The sequence below is a fragment of the Micromonospora sp. CA-248089 genome, assembly GCF_050948515.1.
In the GTDB taxonomy this organism is placed as follows: Bacteria; Actinomycetota; Actinomycetes; order Mycobacteriales; family Micromonosporaceae; genus Micromonospora.
On the sequence record NZ_CP192016.1, the window covers coordinates 2,381,759 to 2,399,120 of the forward strand.

At 73.5% G+C, this 17,362-nt stretch carries 19 protein-coding genes; 14 read left to right on the forward strand and 5 right to left on the reverse strand.

The features are described from left to right. Positions 1-11 precede the first annotated feature (11 nt). From ACQP26_RS11365 to ACQP26_RS11385, 5 genes are all read left to right on the forward strand, one after another. Entirely contained in the window at positions 12-1,211 is a 1,200-nt protein-coding gene (locus ACQP26_RS11365; RefSeq protein ID WP_269700561.1) for a mechanosensitive ion channel family protein, read from the forward strand. Between the two features lie 257 nt (positions 1,212-1,468). Then, positions 1,469-1,903 (forward strand): phage holin family protein, encoded by a 435-nt coding sequence (locus ACQP26_RS11370; protein WP_013474843.1) that lies wholly within the window; start codon positions 1,469-1,471, stop codon positions 1,901-1,903. Then, the gene (locus ACQP26_RS11375; protein ID WP_013285415.1) at positions 1,900-2,241 is read left to right on the forward strand and encodes a DUF3618 domain-containing protein; all 342 of its coding nucleotides are present in this window, start codon (positions 1,900-1,902) and stop codon (positions 2,239-2,241) included. Before ACQP26_RS11370 ends, ACQP26_RS11375 begins: the two co-directional genes overlap by 4 nt. Next, positions 2,238-2,510, forward strand: coding sequence for a DUF4235 domain-containing protein (locus ACQP26_RS11380; RefSeq protein WP_013285416.1), 273 nt, complete (start codon positions 2,238-2,240; stop codon positions 2,508-2,510). The genes ACQP26_RS11375 and ACQP26_RS11380 overlap by 4 nt, the downstream gene beginning before the upstream one ends. Before the next feature lie 289 nt (positions 2,511-2,799). Then, the gene (locus ACQP26_RS11385) at positions 2,800-3,003 is read left to right on the forward strand and encodes a cold-shock protein (protein WP_007075740.1); all 204 of its coding nucleotides are present in this window, start codon (positions 2,800-2,802) and stop codon (positions 3,001-3,003) included. 81 nt (positions 3,004-3,084) lie between these two features. Here ACQP26_RS11385 and ACQP26_RS11390 read toward each other — a convergent pair whose 3' ends face one another. Together ACQP26_RS11390 and ACQP26_RS11395 are read right to left on the reverse strand one after the other, a co-directional pair. Next, the gene (locus ACQP26_RS11390) at positions 3,085-3,276 is read right to left on the reverse strand and encodes a hypothetical protein (RefSeq protein WP_269700560.1); all 192 of its coding nucleotides are present in this window, start codon (positions 3,274-3,276) and stop codon (positions 3,085-3,087) included. Positions 3,277-3,358: 82 nt separating this feature from the next. Next, positions 3,359-4,342, reverse strand: a complete 984-nt coding sequence (locus ACQP26_RS11395) for an aldo/keto reductase (RefSeq protein ID WP_269700559.1) — start codon at positions 4,340-4,342, stop codon at positions 3,359-3,361. Between the two features lie 84 nt (positions 4,343-4,426). Here ACQP26_RS11395 and ACQP26_RS11400 point away from each other — a divergent pair, with 84 nt between their 5' ends. Both ACQP26_RS11400 and ACQP26_RS11405 read left to right on the forward strand, forming a co-directional pair. Beyond that, positions 4,427-5,218 carry a trans-aconitate 2-methyltransferase gene (locus ACQP26_RS11400; protein WP_433495680.1) on the forward strand — a complete coding sequence of 264 codons (792 nt, stop codon included), beginning with the start codon at positions 4,427-4,429 and terminating at the stop codon, positions 5,216-5,218. Further along, positions 5,215-6,240, forward strand: coding sequence for an adenosine deaminase (locus ACQP26_RS11405; protein WP_269700557.1), 1,026 nt, complete (start codon positions 5,215-5,217; stop codon positions 6,238-6,240). The genes ACQP26_RS11400 and ACQP26_RS11405 overlap by 4 nt, the downstream gene beginning before the upstream one ends. A 460-nt stretch (positions 6,241-6,700) precedes the next feature. Here ACQP26_RS11405 and ACQP26_RS11410 read toward each other — a convergent pair whose 3' ends face one another. Together ACQP26_RS11410 and ACQP26_RS11415 are read right to left on the reverse strand one after the other, a co-directional pair. Further along, on the reverse strand, positions 6,701-8,092 hold the full coding sequence (locus tag ACQP26_RS11410; protein WP_269706871.1) for a HAMP domain-containing sensor histidine kinase: 1,392 nt from the start codon (positions 8,090-8,092) through the stop codon (positions 6,701-6,703). Positions 8,093-8,121: 29 nt separating this feature from the next. After that, positions 8,122-8,811, reverse strand: a complete 690-nt coding sequence (locus tag ACQP26_RS11415; RefSeq protein WP_013285422.1) for a response regulator transcription factor — start codon at positions 8,809-8,811, stop codon at positions 8,122-8,124. A 73-nt stretch (positions 8,812-8,884) separates the two neighbouring features. On the opposite strand from ACQP26_RS11415, the gene ACQP26_RS11420 reads away from it, so the two are divergent. Next, positions 8,885-9,814: an ADP-ribosylglycohydrolase family protein gene (locus ACQP26_RS11420; protein WP_269700555.1), complete on the forward strand. Its 930-nt coding sequence runs from the start codon at positions 8,885-8,887 to the stop codon at positions 9,812-9,814. 165 nt (positions 9,815-9,979) lie between these two features. Here ACQP26_RS11420 and ACQP26_RS11425 read toward each other — a convergent pair whose 3' ends face one another. Continuing rightward, the gene (locus ACQP26_RS11425; RefSeq protein ID WP_433495681.1) at positions 9,980-10,954 is read right to left on the reverse strand and encodes a DUF1775 domain-containing protein; all 975 of its coding nucleotides are present in this window, start codon (positions 10,952-10,954) and stop codon (positions 9,980-9,982) included. Positions 10,955-11,158: 204 nt separating this feature from the next. On the opposite strand from ACQP26_RS11425, the gene thrS reads away from it, so the two are divergent. From thrS to ACQP26_RS11455, 6 genes are all read left to right on the forward strand, one after another. Beyond that, complete coding sequence (gene thrS, locus ACQP26_RS11430; protein ID WP_433495682.1) at positions 11,159-13,180, forward strand: threonine--tRNA ligase; 2,022 nt, start codon at positions 11,159-11,161, stop codon at positions 13,178-13,180. 10 nt (positions 13,181-13,190) lie between these two features. After that, positions 13,191-13,751, forward strand: a complete 561-nt coding sequence (locus ACQP26_RS11435; RefSeq protein WP_433495683.1) for an HIT family protein — start codon at positions 13,191-13,193, stop codon at positions 13,749-13,751. Positions 13,752-13,783: 32 nt separating this feature from the next. Next, the gene (locus tag ACQP26_RS11440) at positions 13,784-14,407 is read left to right on the forward strand and encodes a CG0192-related protein (protein ID WP_433495684.1); all 624 of its coding nucleotides are present in this window, start codon (positions 13,784-13,786) and stop codon (positions 14,405-14,407) included. Between the two features lie 206 nt (positions 14,408-14,613). Beyond that, positions 14,614-15,672, forward strand: coding sequence for an aldo/keto reductase (locus ACQP26_RS11445; protein ID WP_433495685.1), 1,059 nt, complete (start codon positions 14,614-14,616; stop codon positions 15,670-15,672). Positions 15,673-16,007: 335 nt separating this feature from the next. Next, positions 16,008-16,790, forward strand: a complete 783-nt coding sequence (locus tag ACQP26_RS11450) for a DDE-type integrase/transposase/recombinase (RefSeq protein ID WP_433495686.1) — start codon at positions 16,008-16,010, stop codon at positions 16,788-16,790. Continuing rightward, positions 16,784-17,191 carry an integrase core domain-containing protein gene (locus ACQP26_RS11455; RefSeq protein ID WP_433495687.1) on the forward strand — a complete coding sequence of 136 codons (408 nt, stop codon included), beginning with the start codon at positions 16,784-16,786 and terminating at the stop codon, positions 17,189-17,191. The genes ACQP26_RS11450 and ACQP26_RS11455 overlap by 7 nt, the downstream gene beginning before the upstream one ends. The last annotated feature ends 171 nt before the right edge of the window (positions 17,192-17,362 follow it).

Consider the following 17,362-nt stretch of genomic DNA (forward strand, 5'->3'; position numbering starts at 1 on the left):
AGAGAGAGTACGTGCAGAGTTATGTCGTGACCATCGCCGCCGCGCTCGCCGCGGCGGCGATCGCGTTGGTGCTGGCCCAGGTGGTGCACCGGGTCACCCGCCGCCTCGGCCGCCGCTCGCTGCTGATGACCGAGCTGACCGAGCACGCGCACCGCGCGTTCCAGGTCGCGCTCACCGTGGCCGCGGTGCAGTTCGCGGTCCGGTTCAGCACCGGGTACGCGATCGGCAGCCCCTGGCGGCAGTTCGTCCTGCACACGCTGGTGCTGGCGACGATCGCCGCCACCGCCTGGCTGGTGGCCTCGCTGCTGGTGGTGGCGGAGGACACCGCGCTGGCCCGGTTCCGGGTCGACGTGCCGAACAACAGGCACGCCCGGCGGGTGCGTACCCAGGTGGTGCTGCTGCGCCGGCTCACCATCGCGGTGATCGTGATCCTCACGGTCGGCGTCATGCTGATGACGTTCCCGGCCGTACGCGGCGTCGGCGCCGGTGTGCTGACCTCCGCCGGTGTGATCGCCGCGGTCGCCGCGCTGGCCGCGCAGAGCCTGCTCGCCAACGTCTTCGCCGGTCTCCAGCTCGCGTTCAGCGACGCGGTACGCCTGGACGACGTGGTGGTGGTCGAGGGGGAGTGGGGCCGGATCGAGGAGCTGACGCTCAGCTACGTGGTGGTGCAGATCTGGGACGACCGCCGGCTGATCCTGCCCACCTCCTACTTCACCAGCCGGCCGTTCCAGAACTGGACGCGTACCGAGGCGGCGGTGCTCGGCACCGCCGAGTTCGAGCTGGACTGGGCCGTTCCGGTGCAGGCGATGCGGGAGGAACTGCGCCGCCTGTGCGAGGGCACCGAGCTGTGGGACGGGCGCGTCTGCGTGCTCCAGGTGACCGACGCGACCGGCGGCATGGTCAAGGTCCGCGCGCTGGTCAGCGCCGCCGACGCGGGCAGCCTGTGGGACCTGCGGTGCCTGGTCCGCGAGCACCTGGTGACCTGGGTACGCGACCAGCGCCCGACCGCCCTGCCCCGGCTGCGTGCCGAGGTGGGCGACACGACCGGCCCGCTGCCCTGGCAGGCGGTGCCGCTGCGCCGCCCGGTCCGCCGCGCGTCGGACACCGAGGCGCCCGACGACGCGCGGGTCTTCGGCGGCAGCGACGACGGCGAGGCCCGCAGCGAGGTGTTCGTGGGCGGCCGGGAGGAGCACGCCGAGGCGCGTCGCTGACCCCGTACCCCGATCGGAACCCCCGGCCGCCTCCGGCGCCGGGGGTTCCGCGCGTGCGGAGGGGGGAGCTTTCGGGGGCTTTCGGGCCGGACGGGTTTGCCCGGCCCGTTGCGGGGGACGTGGTGCGCACGCCCCGGATCCGGTGCTCGCGGCACCGGGGTCCGGCGGCGCGCGGCCGGGCGGACCGGCCGCGCCGCGCAGGATTGACGGGCGGCGACTCCGGGCATACAGCGCGGTGATGACGAAAGGAGGACAGCATGGCTGACGTCGCGAGTCGCAGCACGTCGCGGACCGGGAGCGAGCCGTCCACCGCCGAACTGGTGCAGCGCGCCACCGAGCAGGTCACCCGCCTGGTGCGGGACGAGCTGGCCCTGGCCCGGGCGGAGCTGACCCAGAAGGGCAAGCACGCCGGGATCGGGATCGGTCTGTTCGGCGGCGGCGGGGTGATGGCGCTCTATGGCGCGGGCGCTCTGGTCGCTACGGTGATCCTGCTACTGGCGCTTGTCATGCCGGCGTGGCTGGCCGCCCTCATCGTGGCGGTGGCACTGTTCCTGCTCGCCGGGATCCTGGCGCTCGTGGGCAAGAAGCAGGTCAGCCGTGCCGTCCCGCCGGTGCCCGAGGCGGCGGTGCGCAGCGTTCGGGCGGACGTGGACACGGTCACCGCCGCGGTGAAGGACGGGAGGCGGGCATGACCGGTAACGGGACCGGGGACGTGGCGGCGCTCCGGGAGGAGATCCGCCGGACCCGGGTGGAGCTCGGTGAGACGATGGAGCTGCTCGCGGCGAGGGCCGATCCGAAGGCGCTGGTGCGGCACTCCGCCGAGGCGGCGAAGGCGCGGATGCGGGAGCAGGCGTCGCTGACCGCGGCCAGGGTGCGGGGGCGGGCGGCGGAGCGGGCCCGGCTGGTCCGGGCGCAGGCGTACGAGAAGGGTGAGGCGGTCGGGCGCAACCCGTTGCCGTGGGCGGCCATCGCGGCCGGCGCGCTGGTGACGGCGGTGGTGCTGGTGATCGTCAGAGGGAGGCGCAGGTGAGTGGAAGGGTCGGCAAGGCGGCGTACAAGCCGGTGGGGGTGCTGCTCGGCCTGGCCGCCGGTGCCGTCGCCGGGGCGATCTTCCGTCAGGTCTGGAAGGTGACGGCGGGCGACGGCGAGGCGCCGAGCGCCACCGACGAGGACCGCCGCTGGGGCGAGGTGCTCGCCGCCGCGGCCCTGCAGGGGGCCATCTTCTCGGTGGTGCGGGCCGCCGTCGACAGGGGCGGAGCGGTGGGCGTACGCCGGCTGACCGGCCGCTGGCCGGACTGACGAAAAGGCCGGAAAGGCCCCTTTCCCGAGTAGGGGAAAGGGGCCTTTCGCATGGCTGCGGCGGGGCCGCGCGGCGGCCTCCGCGAGACCTTCAGATCACATGTCGGAGAAATTTCGTCCGTTAGGCTGTGCGAAGTTTTTGCGTACGTGGTTTGCTGTCTCACGCTGTTGAGAGACGCGTGGGTTGAGAGAAGTCTCCTGCATTGGGGGCCGCCTCAGGCGCCGCTGCTCGAAAACGGCCAATCGGCCGCACGGCGTGCTCGGCCGCCAGTTTTAGAAGGAGATACACATGGCGCAGGGAACCGTGAAGTGGTTCAACGCTGACAAGGGCTTCGGCTTCATCACCGTCGACGGCGGGGGTGCTGACGTGTTCGTCCACTTCTCGGCCATCCAGACCAGCGGCTACCGCACGCTGGAGGAGAACCAGCGGGTGGAGTTCGAGATCGCCCAGGGTCAGAAGGGTCCGCAGGCCGAGCAGGTCCGCCCCATCTGAGCTGACCGCACCGGCCGCGCCGGCCGGTGCCGGAAGCCCCGCATCCCGCACGGGAGGCGGGGCTTCGCCTTGCCCGCGACGTCAGCGGCGCCGGGCCCGCATGCCCCACCACAGCCCGGTCAGTCCGATCAGGACCAGTACCGGGCCGACGAGCGCCCAGACCCGCTGGTCGCTCATCACGCTGCCCTCGACGTACCCGAGGCCCAGCACCGTCCACAGCGCACCGAGCACCACGGCGACCAGTCCCAGGGTGAGCCGGAACCAACCCCTCATCGTTCCCCCTCCGACGACGACAGTCCCGCTCCAGCATGCCCGCCGCCGCGGGTGCCCGGCGACGCCGCGCCGGCCGGCCGGCTCACCACCGGTCGTGCACCTGCGGGCGGATCAGCTCGTCGTAGGTGGCCCGCACCGCGGTCAGCTCCACCTCGGTCAGTGCCGGCTGCCCGGCCGCCTCGGCGTTGCGGCGCGCCTGCTCGGGGGAGCGGGCGCCGGGGATCACCACGGTCACGCCGGGCTGGTCGAGGATCCACCGCAGCGCGAACTGCGCCATCGTCCGGTCGTCGCCGACCAGCGGCGCGAGCCGGCGTACGGCGGCCAGGCCGCTGTCGTAGTCGACGCCGGAGAACGTCTCGCCCACGTCGAACGACTCGCCGTGGCGGTTGAACGTGCGGTGGTCGTTCGCCGGGAACGTGGTGTTCTCGTCGTACCGCCCGGAGAGCAGGCCGCTGGCCAGCGGCACCCGGGCGATGATCCCCACCCCGGCGGCAGCGGCGGCCGGCAGCACCCGCTCCAGCGGCTTGTGCCGGACCGCGTTGAGGATGATCTGGACGCTCGCCACCCCGGGCCGGGCGATGGCGGTGAGCGCCTGGTCGCAGGTCTCCACGCTGACGCCGTACCCGGCCACGCGGCCCTCGGCCACCAGCGTGTCCAGCGCGTCGAAGACCCGGTCGTCGGCGAAGACGGCGGTGGGCGGGCAGTGCAGCTGCACCAGGTCCAGCGTGTCGACGCCGAGGTTGGCGCGGGACCGGTCGGTCCAGGCCCGGAAGTTGTCGAGCGTGTACGCCTCCGGCGTCTGCTCCACCCGGCGGCCCATCTTGGTGGCCACGGTGAGCCCGTGCCCGGGGCGGGACCGCAGGAACCGCCCGATCAGCGCCTCGCTGCGGCCGTCGCCGTACACGTCGGCGGTGTCCAGGAAGGTGACGCCCGCGTCGACGGCGGCGGCCAGGACGGCGAGCGCGTCGTCCTCGCTGACCTCGCCCCAGTCCGCGCCGAGCTGCCACGCGCCGAGTCCGATGATGCCGACGTGCCGGCCGAGCCGGTCGAAGCTGCGCTGTTCCACCCGGTCGAGCCTAGTGAGCGGCTTGCCGTCGCGCGCGCCGGGCCGTACGGTCTAGCAAGACGTACGTACGGTTTGGAGGCTGTCATGTGGGATCCGCGCACCTACCTGCGCTACGGCGACGAGCGTTCCCGGCCGTTCCACGACCTGCTGGCCCGCGTCGATGCCGCGCACCCGCGCGCCGTGGTCGACCTCGGCTGCGGTCCCGGCACCCTCACCGCGACGCTCGCCGGCCGCTGGCCCGGCAGCCGGGTCACCGGCCTGGACTCCTCCCCGGAGATGATCGCCCGGGCGAGCGCCGACGGCGGTCCGGTCGCGTACGCGGTCGCCGACGTCCGCGACTGGCGGCCCGAGCCGGACGTGGACGTGCTGGTCGGCAACGCCGTGCTCCAGTGGGTGCCGGAACACCGCGACCTGCTGCGCCGCTGGGCGGGGGAGCTGCCGGCCGGTGCCTGGATGGCGTTCCAGGTGCCCGGCAACTTCGACGCGCCCTCGCACCGGCTGCTGCGCTCCGTGGCCGCGCAGGACCGGTGGCGGGACGCGCTCGCCGCGAAGCTGCGCGAGGCGCCCGTCGACGAGCCCGTCGGCTACGCCACGCTGCTGACCGACGCGGGCTGCGCGGTCGACGCCTGGGAGACTACGTACGTGCATCTGCTGCCCGCCGACGGCGCCGACCACCCGGTGCTGGCCTGGATGGAGGGCACCGCGCTGCGCCCGGTGCGCGCCGCGCTGGACGCCGCCGGCTGGGCCGACTTCCGCGCCGAGCTGGGGGTACGGCTCGCGCAGGCGTACCCGGTGCGGCAGGGTCAGGTGTACTTCCCGTTCCGCCGGATCTTCATGGTGGCCCGTACCGGCGCCCGCGCAGAGGAGAACTCGTGACCGACCTGCCCACCTTCATCGCCGGACTGCCCAAGGTGGAGCTGCACGTGCACCACGTCGGCTCGGCCTCACCCCGGATCGTCGCCGAGCTGGCCGCCCGGCACGAGGGGCGCAGCCCCGTCCCGGCCGACCCGGAGGCGCTCGCCGACTACTTCGCGTTCCGCGACTTCGCCCACTTCATCGAGGTCTACCTGAGCGTGGTGGACCTGATCCGCGACGCCGACGACGTCTGGCTGCTCACCCACGAGGTCGCCCGGGAACTGGCCCGCCAGCAGGTCCGCTACGCGGAGCTGACGGTGACGCCGTACTCGCACGTCAACCGCGGCATCCCGGCGCCGGCGTTCTGCGAGGCGATCGAGGACGCCCGCAAGCGCGCCGAGGCCGACTTCGGCATCGCGCTGCGCTGGTGCTTCGACATCCCCGGCGAGGCCGGCCTGCCCGCCGCCGAGCAGACGCTGCGGATCGCGCTCGACGAACGACCGGACGGGCTGATCAGCTTCGGCCTCGGCGGTCCCGAGATCGGCGTGCCCCGCCCGCAGTTCAAGCCCTGGTTCGACCAGGCGCGGGCGGCCGGGCTGCGGTCGGTGCCGCACGCCGGTGAGACCACCGGCCCGGAGACGATCTGGGACGCGCTGCGCGAGCTGGGCGCCGAGCGGATCGGCCACGGCATCTCCGCCGCGCAGGACCCGGCGCTGCTGACCTACCTCGCCGAGCGGCGGATCCCGCTGGAGATCTCCCCGACGTCGAACGTGCGCACGCGGGCCGTACCGAGCCTGGACGCGCACCCGCTGCCCCGGCTGGTCGAGGCCGGGGTGCCGGTCAGCATCAACTCCGACGACCCGCCGATGTTCGGCACCACGCTCAACGACGAGTACGCGGTGGCCGCCCGGCTGCTGCGACTCGGCCCGGACGGGGTGGCCGCGCTGGCCCGCGACGCGGTCGCCGCGGCGTTCCTCGCGCCGGCCGAGCAGGCCCGGATCACCGCCGAGATCGACGCGTACCTGGGGAGCGCGGCGCGCTGAGCGGCCGTACGGGCGCCGGCCGCCGTGATCCCCGGGGCGGCCGGCGCCGCGCGGTCAGCATCAGCCCGGACAGCGCCAGCGCGGTGAGCGCGGCGGCGGAACCGGAGGCGACGGGCGCGGGCCGGACGGGACCGTGCGCGAGCACCGGGTCCTGCCAGAGTGCGAGCGTGAGCGCAATGCCCAGGCCGATGACGGCGGCCCAGCGGAGCAGACGGCTGACGGCCGGCGGCATGACGGTCACCTCGCGCCCGGGATCGACGGGAGAGCGCGCGCGACGGGAGCGAGGTGTGGGGGGACCGGACTCCCGCCGCGCGCATGATCCGCCGGCCGGAAGGTCTTACGGGGCGTCCCGGCCGACGGAACTGATGGGTTCTGTCAACGATCCTGGCAGTTCACGCCGGTTTTCCGGCCCGCGTTAAACCACCTTTAAGGAGAACTTGCGCCGGTCCACAGTCACGGGTCACCGCGGGCGCGGCCAGCGCCGCCCGGTCCGCGGCTCGCGGGCCTCCCGGGCCATCCGCCCGACCAGCCCGAACCGGTTCACCTGCCGGGGCGCCGCGTCCGGGTCGGCCAGCAGCATCACCACGCTCGCCCCGCCGAGCCGGGCCCGGTCGATGCTGACCGAACCGTTCGCCTGCAACGCCACCCGCTTGGCGATGTCCAGACCGAGCCCGGTGGAACCCCTGTCGCTCTCACCCCGGCGCAGCGCCCGGTCCGGGTCGGCGATGCCCGGCCCGGCGTCGTCGATGCGGATCGCCACCCAGCCGTCCCGGCGGCTCACCGCCACCTCGAACGCGGTGCCCTGCGGGGTGTACCGGAACACGTTGCCGATCACCGCGTCCAACGCGGCGGCCAGCTCGGCGCGGGGCACCGGCGCCGGGATGCGCAACTGCGCCCCGACCACCCGGTGCGGCCGGTTCTGGTCCCCGGCCAGCGCCGACCAGAAGACCATCCGGTCCCGGACCACCTCGCTCACGTCGCACGACGCCGGCGCCGACTCCTGGGCGACCGCCTTGCGGGTCGTCTTGATGAGCTGGTCGACCTCGCCCTCCAGCGTGACGATCGCCTGCCGGATCCGCCGGATGCCGCGCCGCCGGTCCAGCTCCGCCTCGCTGAACGTGCCGATGCTCGTGTCGTCGGACTCCAGCGCCTCGGCGTCCAGCCGCAGCGCGGTCAGCGGCGTCCGCAGCCGGTGCGACAGGTCGGCGACCAGCTCGTGCTCGTCGGCACGGAGTGCCACCAGCCGTTCCGTCATCCGGTTGAACGCGTGCCCGGCCTCGGCCAGCTCACGCGGGCCGGTCGGTTCGACCCGTACCCCCAGCTCGCCGTCACCCACCGCGAGCGCCGCCTTGACCAGGTCGCCGGTGGCGTCCACCGCCCTTGCCGCCACCCGGTCGACCACCGCCACCGCCGCGCCGACCAGCGCCAGGCCGATCGCGAGCAGCAGCAGCCACCGCCCGCCGCCGCCGGAGTCGAGCACCTCGTCGGGGACGAACACCTCCACCACGGCGACCCGGTCACCGAGCACCACCGGGTCCAGCCGCAGCACCCCGCCGTCCACGTCGGTCACCACCGACTGCCGCTGCGCGGCGGCGTCGGCGAGCATCTGCGGGTTCGCGCGCCCGGCGGACTCGTCCGCCCCGATGCCGTGCACGACCGGACGCAGCGCCGGATCGTCGCCGGCCGCGGCGGCCACCGCCCGCTCGACGGTCGCGGTGTCCGTGCTGACCGCCAGCGCGCCCGTCACCAGCGCGGCCCGGCGGGCCGCGTCGGCCAGCTCCGCCTCCCGGGTCCGGTCGCCGAGTGTGAGCCCGAGCGGAATGAGGAACGCGAGCGCGATCAGGCCGCACAGCCCCGCGGTGAGCCCGGCGAGGCTGAACCTCAGTCCGGCGCCACCAGCCGGAAGCCGACCCCCCGCACGGTGCGCAGGTAGCGCGGCTTCGCCGCGGACTCGCCCATTTTGCGGCGGAGCCAGTACAGGTGAACGTCGATGGTCTGGTCCTCGCCGACCGATGGCTGCCGCCATACCTCCTCCAAGAGTTCCCGCCGGGACACTACCCGGCCGGGACGCGCGGCGAGATACGCCAGCAGGTCGAATTCCTTGCGGGTCAGGGCCAGTGCCTCCCCGTCCAGCACCGCGCTGCGCTCGCCCACGTCGACCCGCAGGCCGCCGACCGTGTGCACGGCCGGCGCGACGGTACGGCTGGCCCGGCCGGCCCGGCGCAGCACCGTGGTGATCCGGGCGTCCAGGTGCGCTCCGGTGAACGGCTTGACCATGTAGTCGTCGGCACCGGCGCGCAGCAGCCGTACCACCGACTGCTCGTCGTCGCGGGCGGTGGCGATGATGATCGGCACGTCGGTGATGCCGCGCAGCATGCGCAGCGCGTCCGAGCCGTCCAGGTCGGGCAGGCCGAGATCGAGCACCACCAGATCCGGTGTCTCCGCGGCGACCCGCCGCAGCGCGTCGAGCGCGGTGCCGACGGCGTGCACCGCGTGCCCCCGGTCGGTGAGCGACCGCAGCATGGCGCCGCGTACGACGTGGTCGTCTTCGACCAGCAGGACGGTTGCCACGTCAGCACCGTACTCGGCGTGGCAAGCCGGACGCGTTGCGGCGGTCCGGCGAAGCGGGCAAGCTGGGACGGCGATGACGTTCACGCTCTTCCCCGACACCCGCCTCGCGCTCGCCCGCGACGCGCTGGCCGGCCTGTCGGTGGGCGACGCCCTCGGCTCCCAGTTCTTCGTCCCCGGCCGGCGCCCGGACGACCTCGCCGCCGGTCGGCTGCCCGCGCCGCCGTGGGAGTGGACCGACGACACCGAGATGGCCTGCTCCGTCGTGGCCGAGCTGGCCGCCGCCGGGCGGATCGACTCCGACCGGCTGGCGTTGGCGTTCGCGCAGCGCTGCGAGCCCTACCGGGGGTACGGGCCGGGCGCGGTGACGGTCCTGCGGCTGATCCGCACCGGCACGCCGTGGCCGGTGGCCGCCGCGTCCGCGTTCGACGGGCAGGGCTCCTGCGGCAACGGCGCCGCGATGCGGGTCGCGCCGCTCGGCGCCTGGCACGCCGACTCCACCCGCCGTGCCGCCGCGCAGGCCCGCGCCTCGGCCGAGGTGACACACGCGCACCCGGAAGGGGTCGCCGGGGCGGTGGCGGTCGCGGTGGCCGCCTCGCTCGCCGCCCGCGCCCGCCTCGACGGCGACCGGCCCGACCCGGCCCGGCTGCTCACCGCCGTCGCCGGGGCGCTCGACCCGGCCGGTGAGGTGCACCGAGGGGTACGCCGGGCCGCCGCGCTGCTCGGCCGTAGCGCCGCGGAGGTGGCCGACGCGCTCGGCAACGGCTCCCGGGTCACCGCGCAGGACACCGTGCCGTTCACGCTCTGGGTCGCCGCCACGCTGCTGCACGACTACCCCGCCGCGATCCGGGCCTGCGTGGAGGCGGGCGGCGACGTGGACACCACCGCCGCCATCGTGGGCGGGATCGTGGCCGCGTACACCGGGGTCGGCGCGCCGGGCGGGGTGCCGGAGGGCTGGCTGGCCGCCCGCGAGCCGCTCCCCGGCTGGCTGACCGCCACCGCCTGACCCACCCCCCACCCCACCCGTGCCCCTGCCCGCGTTCCGCCGCCGCAGCAGTCCGAGATCTTGGTACGAAACGCCCTCCTGGGGGCCGTTTCGTACCAAGATCTACTCCGGTCTCGCATTGTGGATGGTGCTCCCGCTTGTTGGGCGGGGCGGGGCGGGTGGCGGTCAGGGGCGCGTGGGGGCGGTGCCGGCGGTGACGGGCTCGCCTGCTTCGGGGGTCGCGCTGTCGGGGGTCGCGCTGCCGGAGGCCGCGCCGGCGAGGGGCGCAGTCTCGGGCGTCGCGCTGCCGGTCGCGGTGGTTTCGGGGGTCGCGCCGTCGGGGGTCTCGGTGGCGTCGGAAGGGCCGTTGCTGTCTTCCGGGAGGGTCATGGTGTCGCGGCGGCGGCGACTGAGCAGCCAGCCGATCGCCGCGCCACCGGCCAGCCCGGCGAGCAGGCCGCCGCCGAGCAGCAGGTCGGCGCTCGGCCCGTCGTCCGCAGCCCCGGCCGCCGGTGCCGTGCCGCCCTGCGCGCCACCCTGCACCCCGCCGAGGGCGCCCGGCGCGCCGTGACCGCCGTGCCCGGCGCCGCCCGCTCCGGGGGCGCCGTCGTGCGTCACGGTGCCCGGCAGCGGCGGCAGCAGGGCGAGCGTCGGCGCGGGGTGCGCGCCACCCGCCGGGTCCGCCCACCGGACCACGGTGCCGTCGTCGTACGTCTGCGTCACGGTGAACGTGAGCCGGTCGGTGGCGGGCATCGGTCCCATGCCCAGCGGCAGCCGGGCCGGCCCGGTTCCGGTGCCGGGCATCCGCAGCCAGCTCACCGCGTGGGTCACCTGGTTCAGTTCGGCCGCGTGCATGCCGGGGACCGGCTGGTCGAGCGTGCGGGTGGTGATGGTGGGCGCCCAGTCCGGCACCGACAGCGGGTACACCTCGCCGATCGGGGCGTCCGCGGGCATGGTCAGCTCGATCCGGGTCGTCCGGGTGCCGGGCTTGTCGGCCGGCACCAGCACGGAGAGTTCGATCGCGTCGCCCTGGCGGACCTGTGCGGGCGAGGTCGTGACCGTCACCCCGGCCGCGTTCGCCGCGCCCGGCCAGCCCACCGCCCCGGCGAGTACGGCCGCAAGCAGCGCTGCCGCCCACCGGCCCTGACGGGTCATCCTCATGATCGTCCCCATCCTTCTCGACTGGGGCCGGTTCCGGCTCCGGCCCCACCTGGTAGTTCGGGCGGCGGGGCGAAAAGGTTCAACCCGGCACGGAACTCTCCGGGGACGGGCGGTGGCGTCGGCGGCGGTCCGGGTCCGGGCGACCGATAGCATCGCAGGGGCCGTTCAGCGGCCCTTCCGTACCGTCGACGACTAGGAGTCACCGTGTCCGCACCCCGTACCCCCGTCGTGGCCGACCCCGTCGTCGTCGCCGCCGGGACCACGGCGGCCGACGCGGTGGCCGCGGCCGGCCTGCCGATGACCGGGCCGAAGGCGATCGTGGTGGTCCGCGACCCGCAGGGCCAGCTGCGCGACCTGGACTGGCGCCCGGCCGAGGACGTCGCCGTCGAGCCGGTCGCCCTGGACAGCCCGGACGGGCTGAACGTGCTGCGCCACTCCACCGCCCACGTGCTGGCCCAGGCGGTGCAGGACGTCTTCCCGGAGGCGAAGCTCGGCATCGGCCCGCCGATCGACAACGGCTTCTACTACGACTTCGGTGTCGACAAGCCGTTCCAGCCGGACGACCTCGCCAAGCTCGAGAAGCGCATGCAGGAGATCGTCAAGTCCGGCCAGCGGTTCCGCCGCCGCCGGTTCGCCGACCTGGACGAGGCCCGCGCCGAGCTGGCCGCGGAGCCGTTCAAGCTGGAGCTGATCGAGGTCAAGGGGGAGGGGCTGGACTCCTCCGAGGTGATGGAGGTGGGCGGCGGCGAGCTGACCATCTACGACAACCTCGCCGCGAACGAGGACAAGGTCTGCTGGTCGGACCTGTGCCGCGGCCCGCACCTGCCGAACACCCGGCTGATCGGCGCGTTCAAGCTGATGCGCTCGGCCGCCGCGTACTGGCGCGGGTCGGAGAAGAACCCGCAGCTGCAGCGCGTGTACGGCACCGCGTGGCCGACCCGCGACGAGCTCAAGGCGTACCTGAAGCTCCTGGAGGAGGCCGCCCGCCGCGACCACCGCAAGCTCGGCGCGGACCTCGACCTGTTCAGCTTCCCCGACGAGATCGGCTCCGGCCTGCCGGTCTTCCACCCCAAGGGCGGCGTGCTCAAGCGGGTGATGGAGGACTACGTCCGGGCGCGCCACATCGAGGAGGGCTTCGACTACGTCGGCACGCCGCACATCTCCAAGGAAGGTCTCTTCCACACCTCGGGACACCTGCCCTACTACAAGGACACGATGTTCCCGCCGATGGAGATGGAGGGCAGCGACTACTACCTCAAGGCCATGAACTGCCCGATGCACAACCTGATCTACCGGTCGCGCGGGCGGTCCTACCGGCAGCTGCCGCTGCGGCTGTTCGAGTTCGGGTCGGTCTACCGGTACGAGAAGTCCGGCGTGATCCACGGCCTGACCCGGGTGCGTGGCTTCACCCAGGACGACTCGCACTCCTACTGCACCAAGGAGCAGGCGCCGGCCGAGATCAAGCACCTGCTCGGCTTCGTGCTGAGCCTGCTGCGCGACTTCGGCATCGACGACTTCTACCTGGAGCTGTCGACCCGCGACGACTCCCGGCCGGACAAGTTCGTCGGGTCCGACTCCGACTGGGCGACCGCCACCGCCGTGCTGGAGCAGTGCGCGCTGGAGACCGGGCTGGAACTGGTGCCGGACCCGGGCGGCGCGGCGTTCTACGGCCCGAAGATCTCCGTGCAGGCCAAGGACGCGATCGGCCGCACGTGGCAGATGTCGACCATCCAGTACGACTTCAACCAGCCGAAGGGCTTCGGGCTGGAGTACCAGGCGGCCGACGGTACCCGGCAACAGCCGGTGATGATCCACTGCGCCAAGTTCGGGTCGATCGAGCGGTTCATCGGCGTGCTCACCGAGCACTACGCGGGCGCGTTCCCGGCCTGGCTGGCGCCGGTGCAGGTGGTCGGCATCCCGATCCGCGAGGAGCACGGCGACTACCTGGTCGACTTCGCCGCGACGCTGCGCCGGCACGGTGTCCGGGCCGAGGTGGACCTGGGCGACGACCGGATGCAGAAGAAGATCCGCAACGCGCAGCAGCAGAAGATCCCGTTCATGGTGATCGCCGGCGACGACGACGTGGCCGCCGGCACCGTCTCGTTCCGCTACCGGGACGGCTCGCAGCGCAACGGCGTACCGATCGACGAGGCGGTGGCGCACGTCCGCGAGGTGGTGGAGTCGCGTACCAACGCCGGTCCTGCCGCCGAGCGGGCCGGATCGTAGGATCGCCGGTGTGACAGGGGCGGAGCGGGACACCGGGTACGGCGGCGACAACGGTCTGGCGGACGGGCTGGACCGGCTCTGGACGCCGCACCGGATGACCTACATCTCCGGCGAGGACCGGCCCGAGGGCGGCTACGAGAAGCCGGCCGGCTGCCCGTTCTGCCGCGCCCCCGGTCTGCCGGCCGAGGAGAGCCTGGTGGTGGCCCGGGGCGAGCACGTCTTCGCGGTGCTCAACCTCTACCCGTACAACCCCGGCCACCTGCTGGTCTGCCCCTACCGGCACGTGGCCGACTACACCGAGCTGGACGAGCCGGAGACGGTCGAGCTGGCCGCGTTCACCAAGGCCGCCATGCGGGCGGTCCGGCACGTCTCCAGCGCGCACGGCTTCAACCTGGGCATGAACCAGGGCGGCGTGGCGGGCGCGGGCATCGCCGCGCACCTGCACCAGCACGTGGTGCCGCGCTGGGGCGGCGACGCCAACTTCATGCCGGTGATCGGCCGGACGAAGGTGCTGCCGCAGCTGCTCGCCGACACCCGGGAGCTGCTCGCCAAGGCGTGGGCGGCGGCCTGACGGCGGTCCGTTCCGACAGTACGATCTCGCGCATGGCTCTCCTGCACCGCGCGGAACTGCGCCCCTCGAAACTGGAGCTGCTCGTACCCTGGCTGCCCGGCCGGCCCTGGTTCGCCGGGGAGGCGGGCGCGGAGGTCACCCGCGTCGCGGCGTACCGGTTCGACGACCCGGCCGGTGAGGTCGGCGTGGAGACGCTGCTGGTGCGCGCCGGTGACGGGCCGGTGCTCCAGGTGCCGCTGACCTACCGGGGCGCGCCGCTGGCCGGGGCGGACGAGCACCTCGTGGGCGTCATCGAGCACTCGGTGCTCGGCCGCCGCTGGGCCTACGACGCCTGCGGCGATCCGGTGTACCCGCCGCTGCTGGCCGCCGCCGTGCTCGCCGACGCCGGTCAGGCCGAGGAGTACTTCGAGGTCGACGGGAAGCGCGAGATGCGCCCGGCCAGCATGACGCTGACCGGCAGCCGGACCGGCCGACCGGTGCCGACCGGTCCGGTTTCGGCTGGTCCGGTTGACAGCGGCGGGACGGTGGTCCGGGTGGGGGAGGTCGAGCTGGCGGTGGTCCGGCAGCCGGTCCCGGCCGACGTTCCGCCGGCGGGCGGGCTCACCGGCACCTGGCCCGGCCAGGACGAGCCGGTGCTGCTGGCCTACGCACGCTGACGGCCTGCCGGACAGTGGCGTCCTCCTCGGCGCCGGATCGGGAGGGACGACCTCGTACCGATATACCTCAGAGGCATATTCATGACTCTCAGGCATATCGCGTTCACCGCGACTGTTCGCCGCCGGGCGTCACGCGGCGTGATCGCGTACGGACTCGTCGGCCACGAACCGGCCCGCGGGCGCGGGGAAGGTGACAGGATGCGGCGGTGGCAGTCGACACACGACAGTTGGGGCGCAGCGGCATCGAGGTGAGCGCCCTCGGGATGGGGTGCTGGGCGATCGGCGGCCCGTGGGCCGAGGGCGCACGCCCGCTGGGCTGGGGCCGGGTCGACGACGACGAGTCGGTACGGGCCATCCGCCGCGCGCTCGACCTCGGCGTCACCCTGTTCGACACCGCCGACACGTACGGCGCCGGACACGGCGAGCGGGTGCTCGGGCGGGCGCTCGCCGGCCGGCGCGACGAGGCGGTCATCGCCACGAAGTTCGGCTACACGTTCGACGAGCACACCCGCCAGGCCACCGGGGAGAACGCCTCGCCGCACCACCTGCGCCGGGCCGTTGTCGACTCGCTGCGCCGGCTGGGCACCGACCACATCGACCTCTACCAGCTGCACCTCGGCGACCTGCCGCTGCCCCGGGCCGAGGCGCTCGTCGGCACGCTCGACGAGCTGGTCGACGCAGGCGTGATCCGGGCGTACGGCTGGAGCACCGACCGGGCCGACCGGGCCGGCGCGTTCGCCCAGGTCGCCCGCGGTGCCGCCGCCGTGCAGCACGCGCTGTCGGTGCTCCGGGACGCCCCGGCCATGCTCGACGCCTGCGACAAGCACGACCTGGCCAGCCTGGCCCGGGGACCGCTCGGGATGGGTCTGCTCACCGGCAAGTACACGCCGGAGTCGACGCTGCCCCGCGACGACGTACGCGGACTCGGGCCGACCTGGCTGGAGTGGTTCCGCAGCGGCCGGCCCGCCCCGGAATGGCTGCGCCGGGTAGCCGCCGTCCGCGACGCGCTGACCGCCGACGGTCGTACCCTCGCGCAGGGGGCGATCGGGTGGATCTGGGCGCGCAGCGGCCGGGCCGTGCCGATTCCCGGCGCCCGTACCGTCGCGCAGGTCGAGGAGAACGCTGCCGCGCTGGCTTGGGGCCCGCTGGCGCCGGACCACTTCGCCGAGGTGGAGCGGCAGCTGGCGGCGGTACGTTCGGCCGCCCTCCGGGACGCCGACCGCCCTCACTGGCCGATGCCCCCGGTCCCCGCCGTCCGCCCCTGACCGCGCTTCCCGGCCACCCGCTCCCGGTCACGCCGCCAGCCGGCCGCTCGCCCGCCCGCTCGCCGACCCGATCAAGCTCGCCGACCCGATCACGCTCGCCGGGCCCGTCGCGTTCGCCGAGCCGCCCGCCCGCCGATTACTCTCGCCGGACTCGCTCCCCGCTGACCGCTCCCGCTGAACGAGATCCGCTTCCCATATCCCGAGACGGCTGCAGATCTTGGTACGAAAGCGCCCCCATAGGGGCTGTTCAGTCCCATGACATCTGTCAGCGTTGAAGTCCCGATACATGTGTCAGGTGGTAGGGATCTTGGGTCGGGTGGTATGTGCTGCCGGGCATGGCTTCTCGGCGGCATGTGATGAACCTGCTGGACGCGCTGCTGGCGGCGGGGGTTCGGGTGAACGCGGCCGAGTTCGCGCGTGAGCACGGGGTGTCGGTGCGCACGGTGTACCGGCACCGCGCACGTATCCGGGCCGAGGGTCAGTGGCAGGAACGATCCCGGCGTCCGCGTAGTAGTCCGCGGGTCACGCCGCCGGAGGTGGACGCGTGGATCTGCAAACTGCGTGTTGAACTGGGCCCGGACAACGGGGCGGACTTCATCCGAGACGCGTTGGGCGAGGTGCGCCGGCGCATCGGCGCGTCCTGGTCGGTGCCGTCACGCTCGACGGTCAACCGGGTGCTGGCCCGACATGACCTGCTCGTGGCTACTCCGGCTAAACGACCGCGTAGTTCGTGGCGGCGTTTCAGCTATGCCCGGCCCCGCGACTGCTATCAGATCGACGCCACCGAAGTGAAACTCGCCGACGGCCGCACGGTTGTCGTCTTCGACGTCCTGGACGACTGCACCCGCACCCTGGTCGCCTGCCACGCCGCCGCCGCGGAGACCGCCCGAGCCGCGATCACCGCGATCAGACAGGCGTTCACCGCCTACGGCGTGCCAGCCATCGTGCTCAGCGACAACGGCATCGCGTTCACCAGCCGCCGGACCCGACCCGGATCAATCTCCACCTTCGTGCAAACCCTGATCGACCACGGCGCCCGCCCGATCAACTCCAGCCCCTACCACCCACAAACCTGCGGCAAGGTCGAACGCCACCACCAAACCCTCAAAAAATGGTGAGCACCCAACCCCCACCACAGACCCTCACCGCCCTGCAAACACTCCTGGACACCTACCGCCGCTACTACAACACCCAACGCCGCCACAGCGCCCTACCCCGCCGCACCACACCCGCCCACGCCTGGACCCACGCACCCACCCTCGGCGGACCCACCAGCACACCCCTGCAAACCGACGCCACCCTGCACCACTGCCCCGTGGCCAGCAACGGCGCCATCGCCATCGCCGGACACCGCACCAGCGTCGGCGCCACCCACGCCGGCACCACCGTCACCGCCATCCGCGACAACAACCACGTCACCATCTACCACCCCGACGGCCAACCCATCGGCCATCTCCACCTCGACCCCGACAAGAACTACATCCCCCTCACCCCCACCCCCACGATCCACAACCCATGACACATCTATCGGGACTTCCCATTGACACATGTCCCGGGACATGACAGCCCCCATAGGGGCCACTTCCTACCAAGATCTGCAGTTCCCGACCCAACCCCGCCCCCCGTTGGCGCCGATCTTGCAGTCGTGGCCCTTCCGGTGCCGTGAATGTCTCCTTTGCGGGGGCCGCAA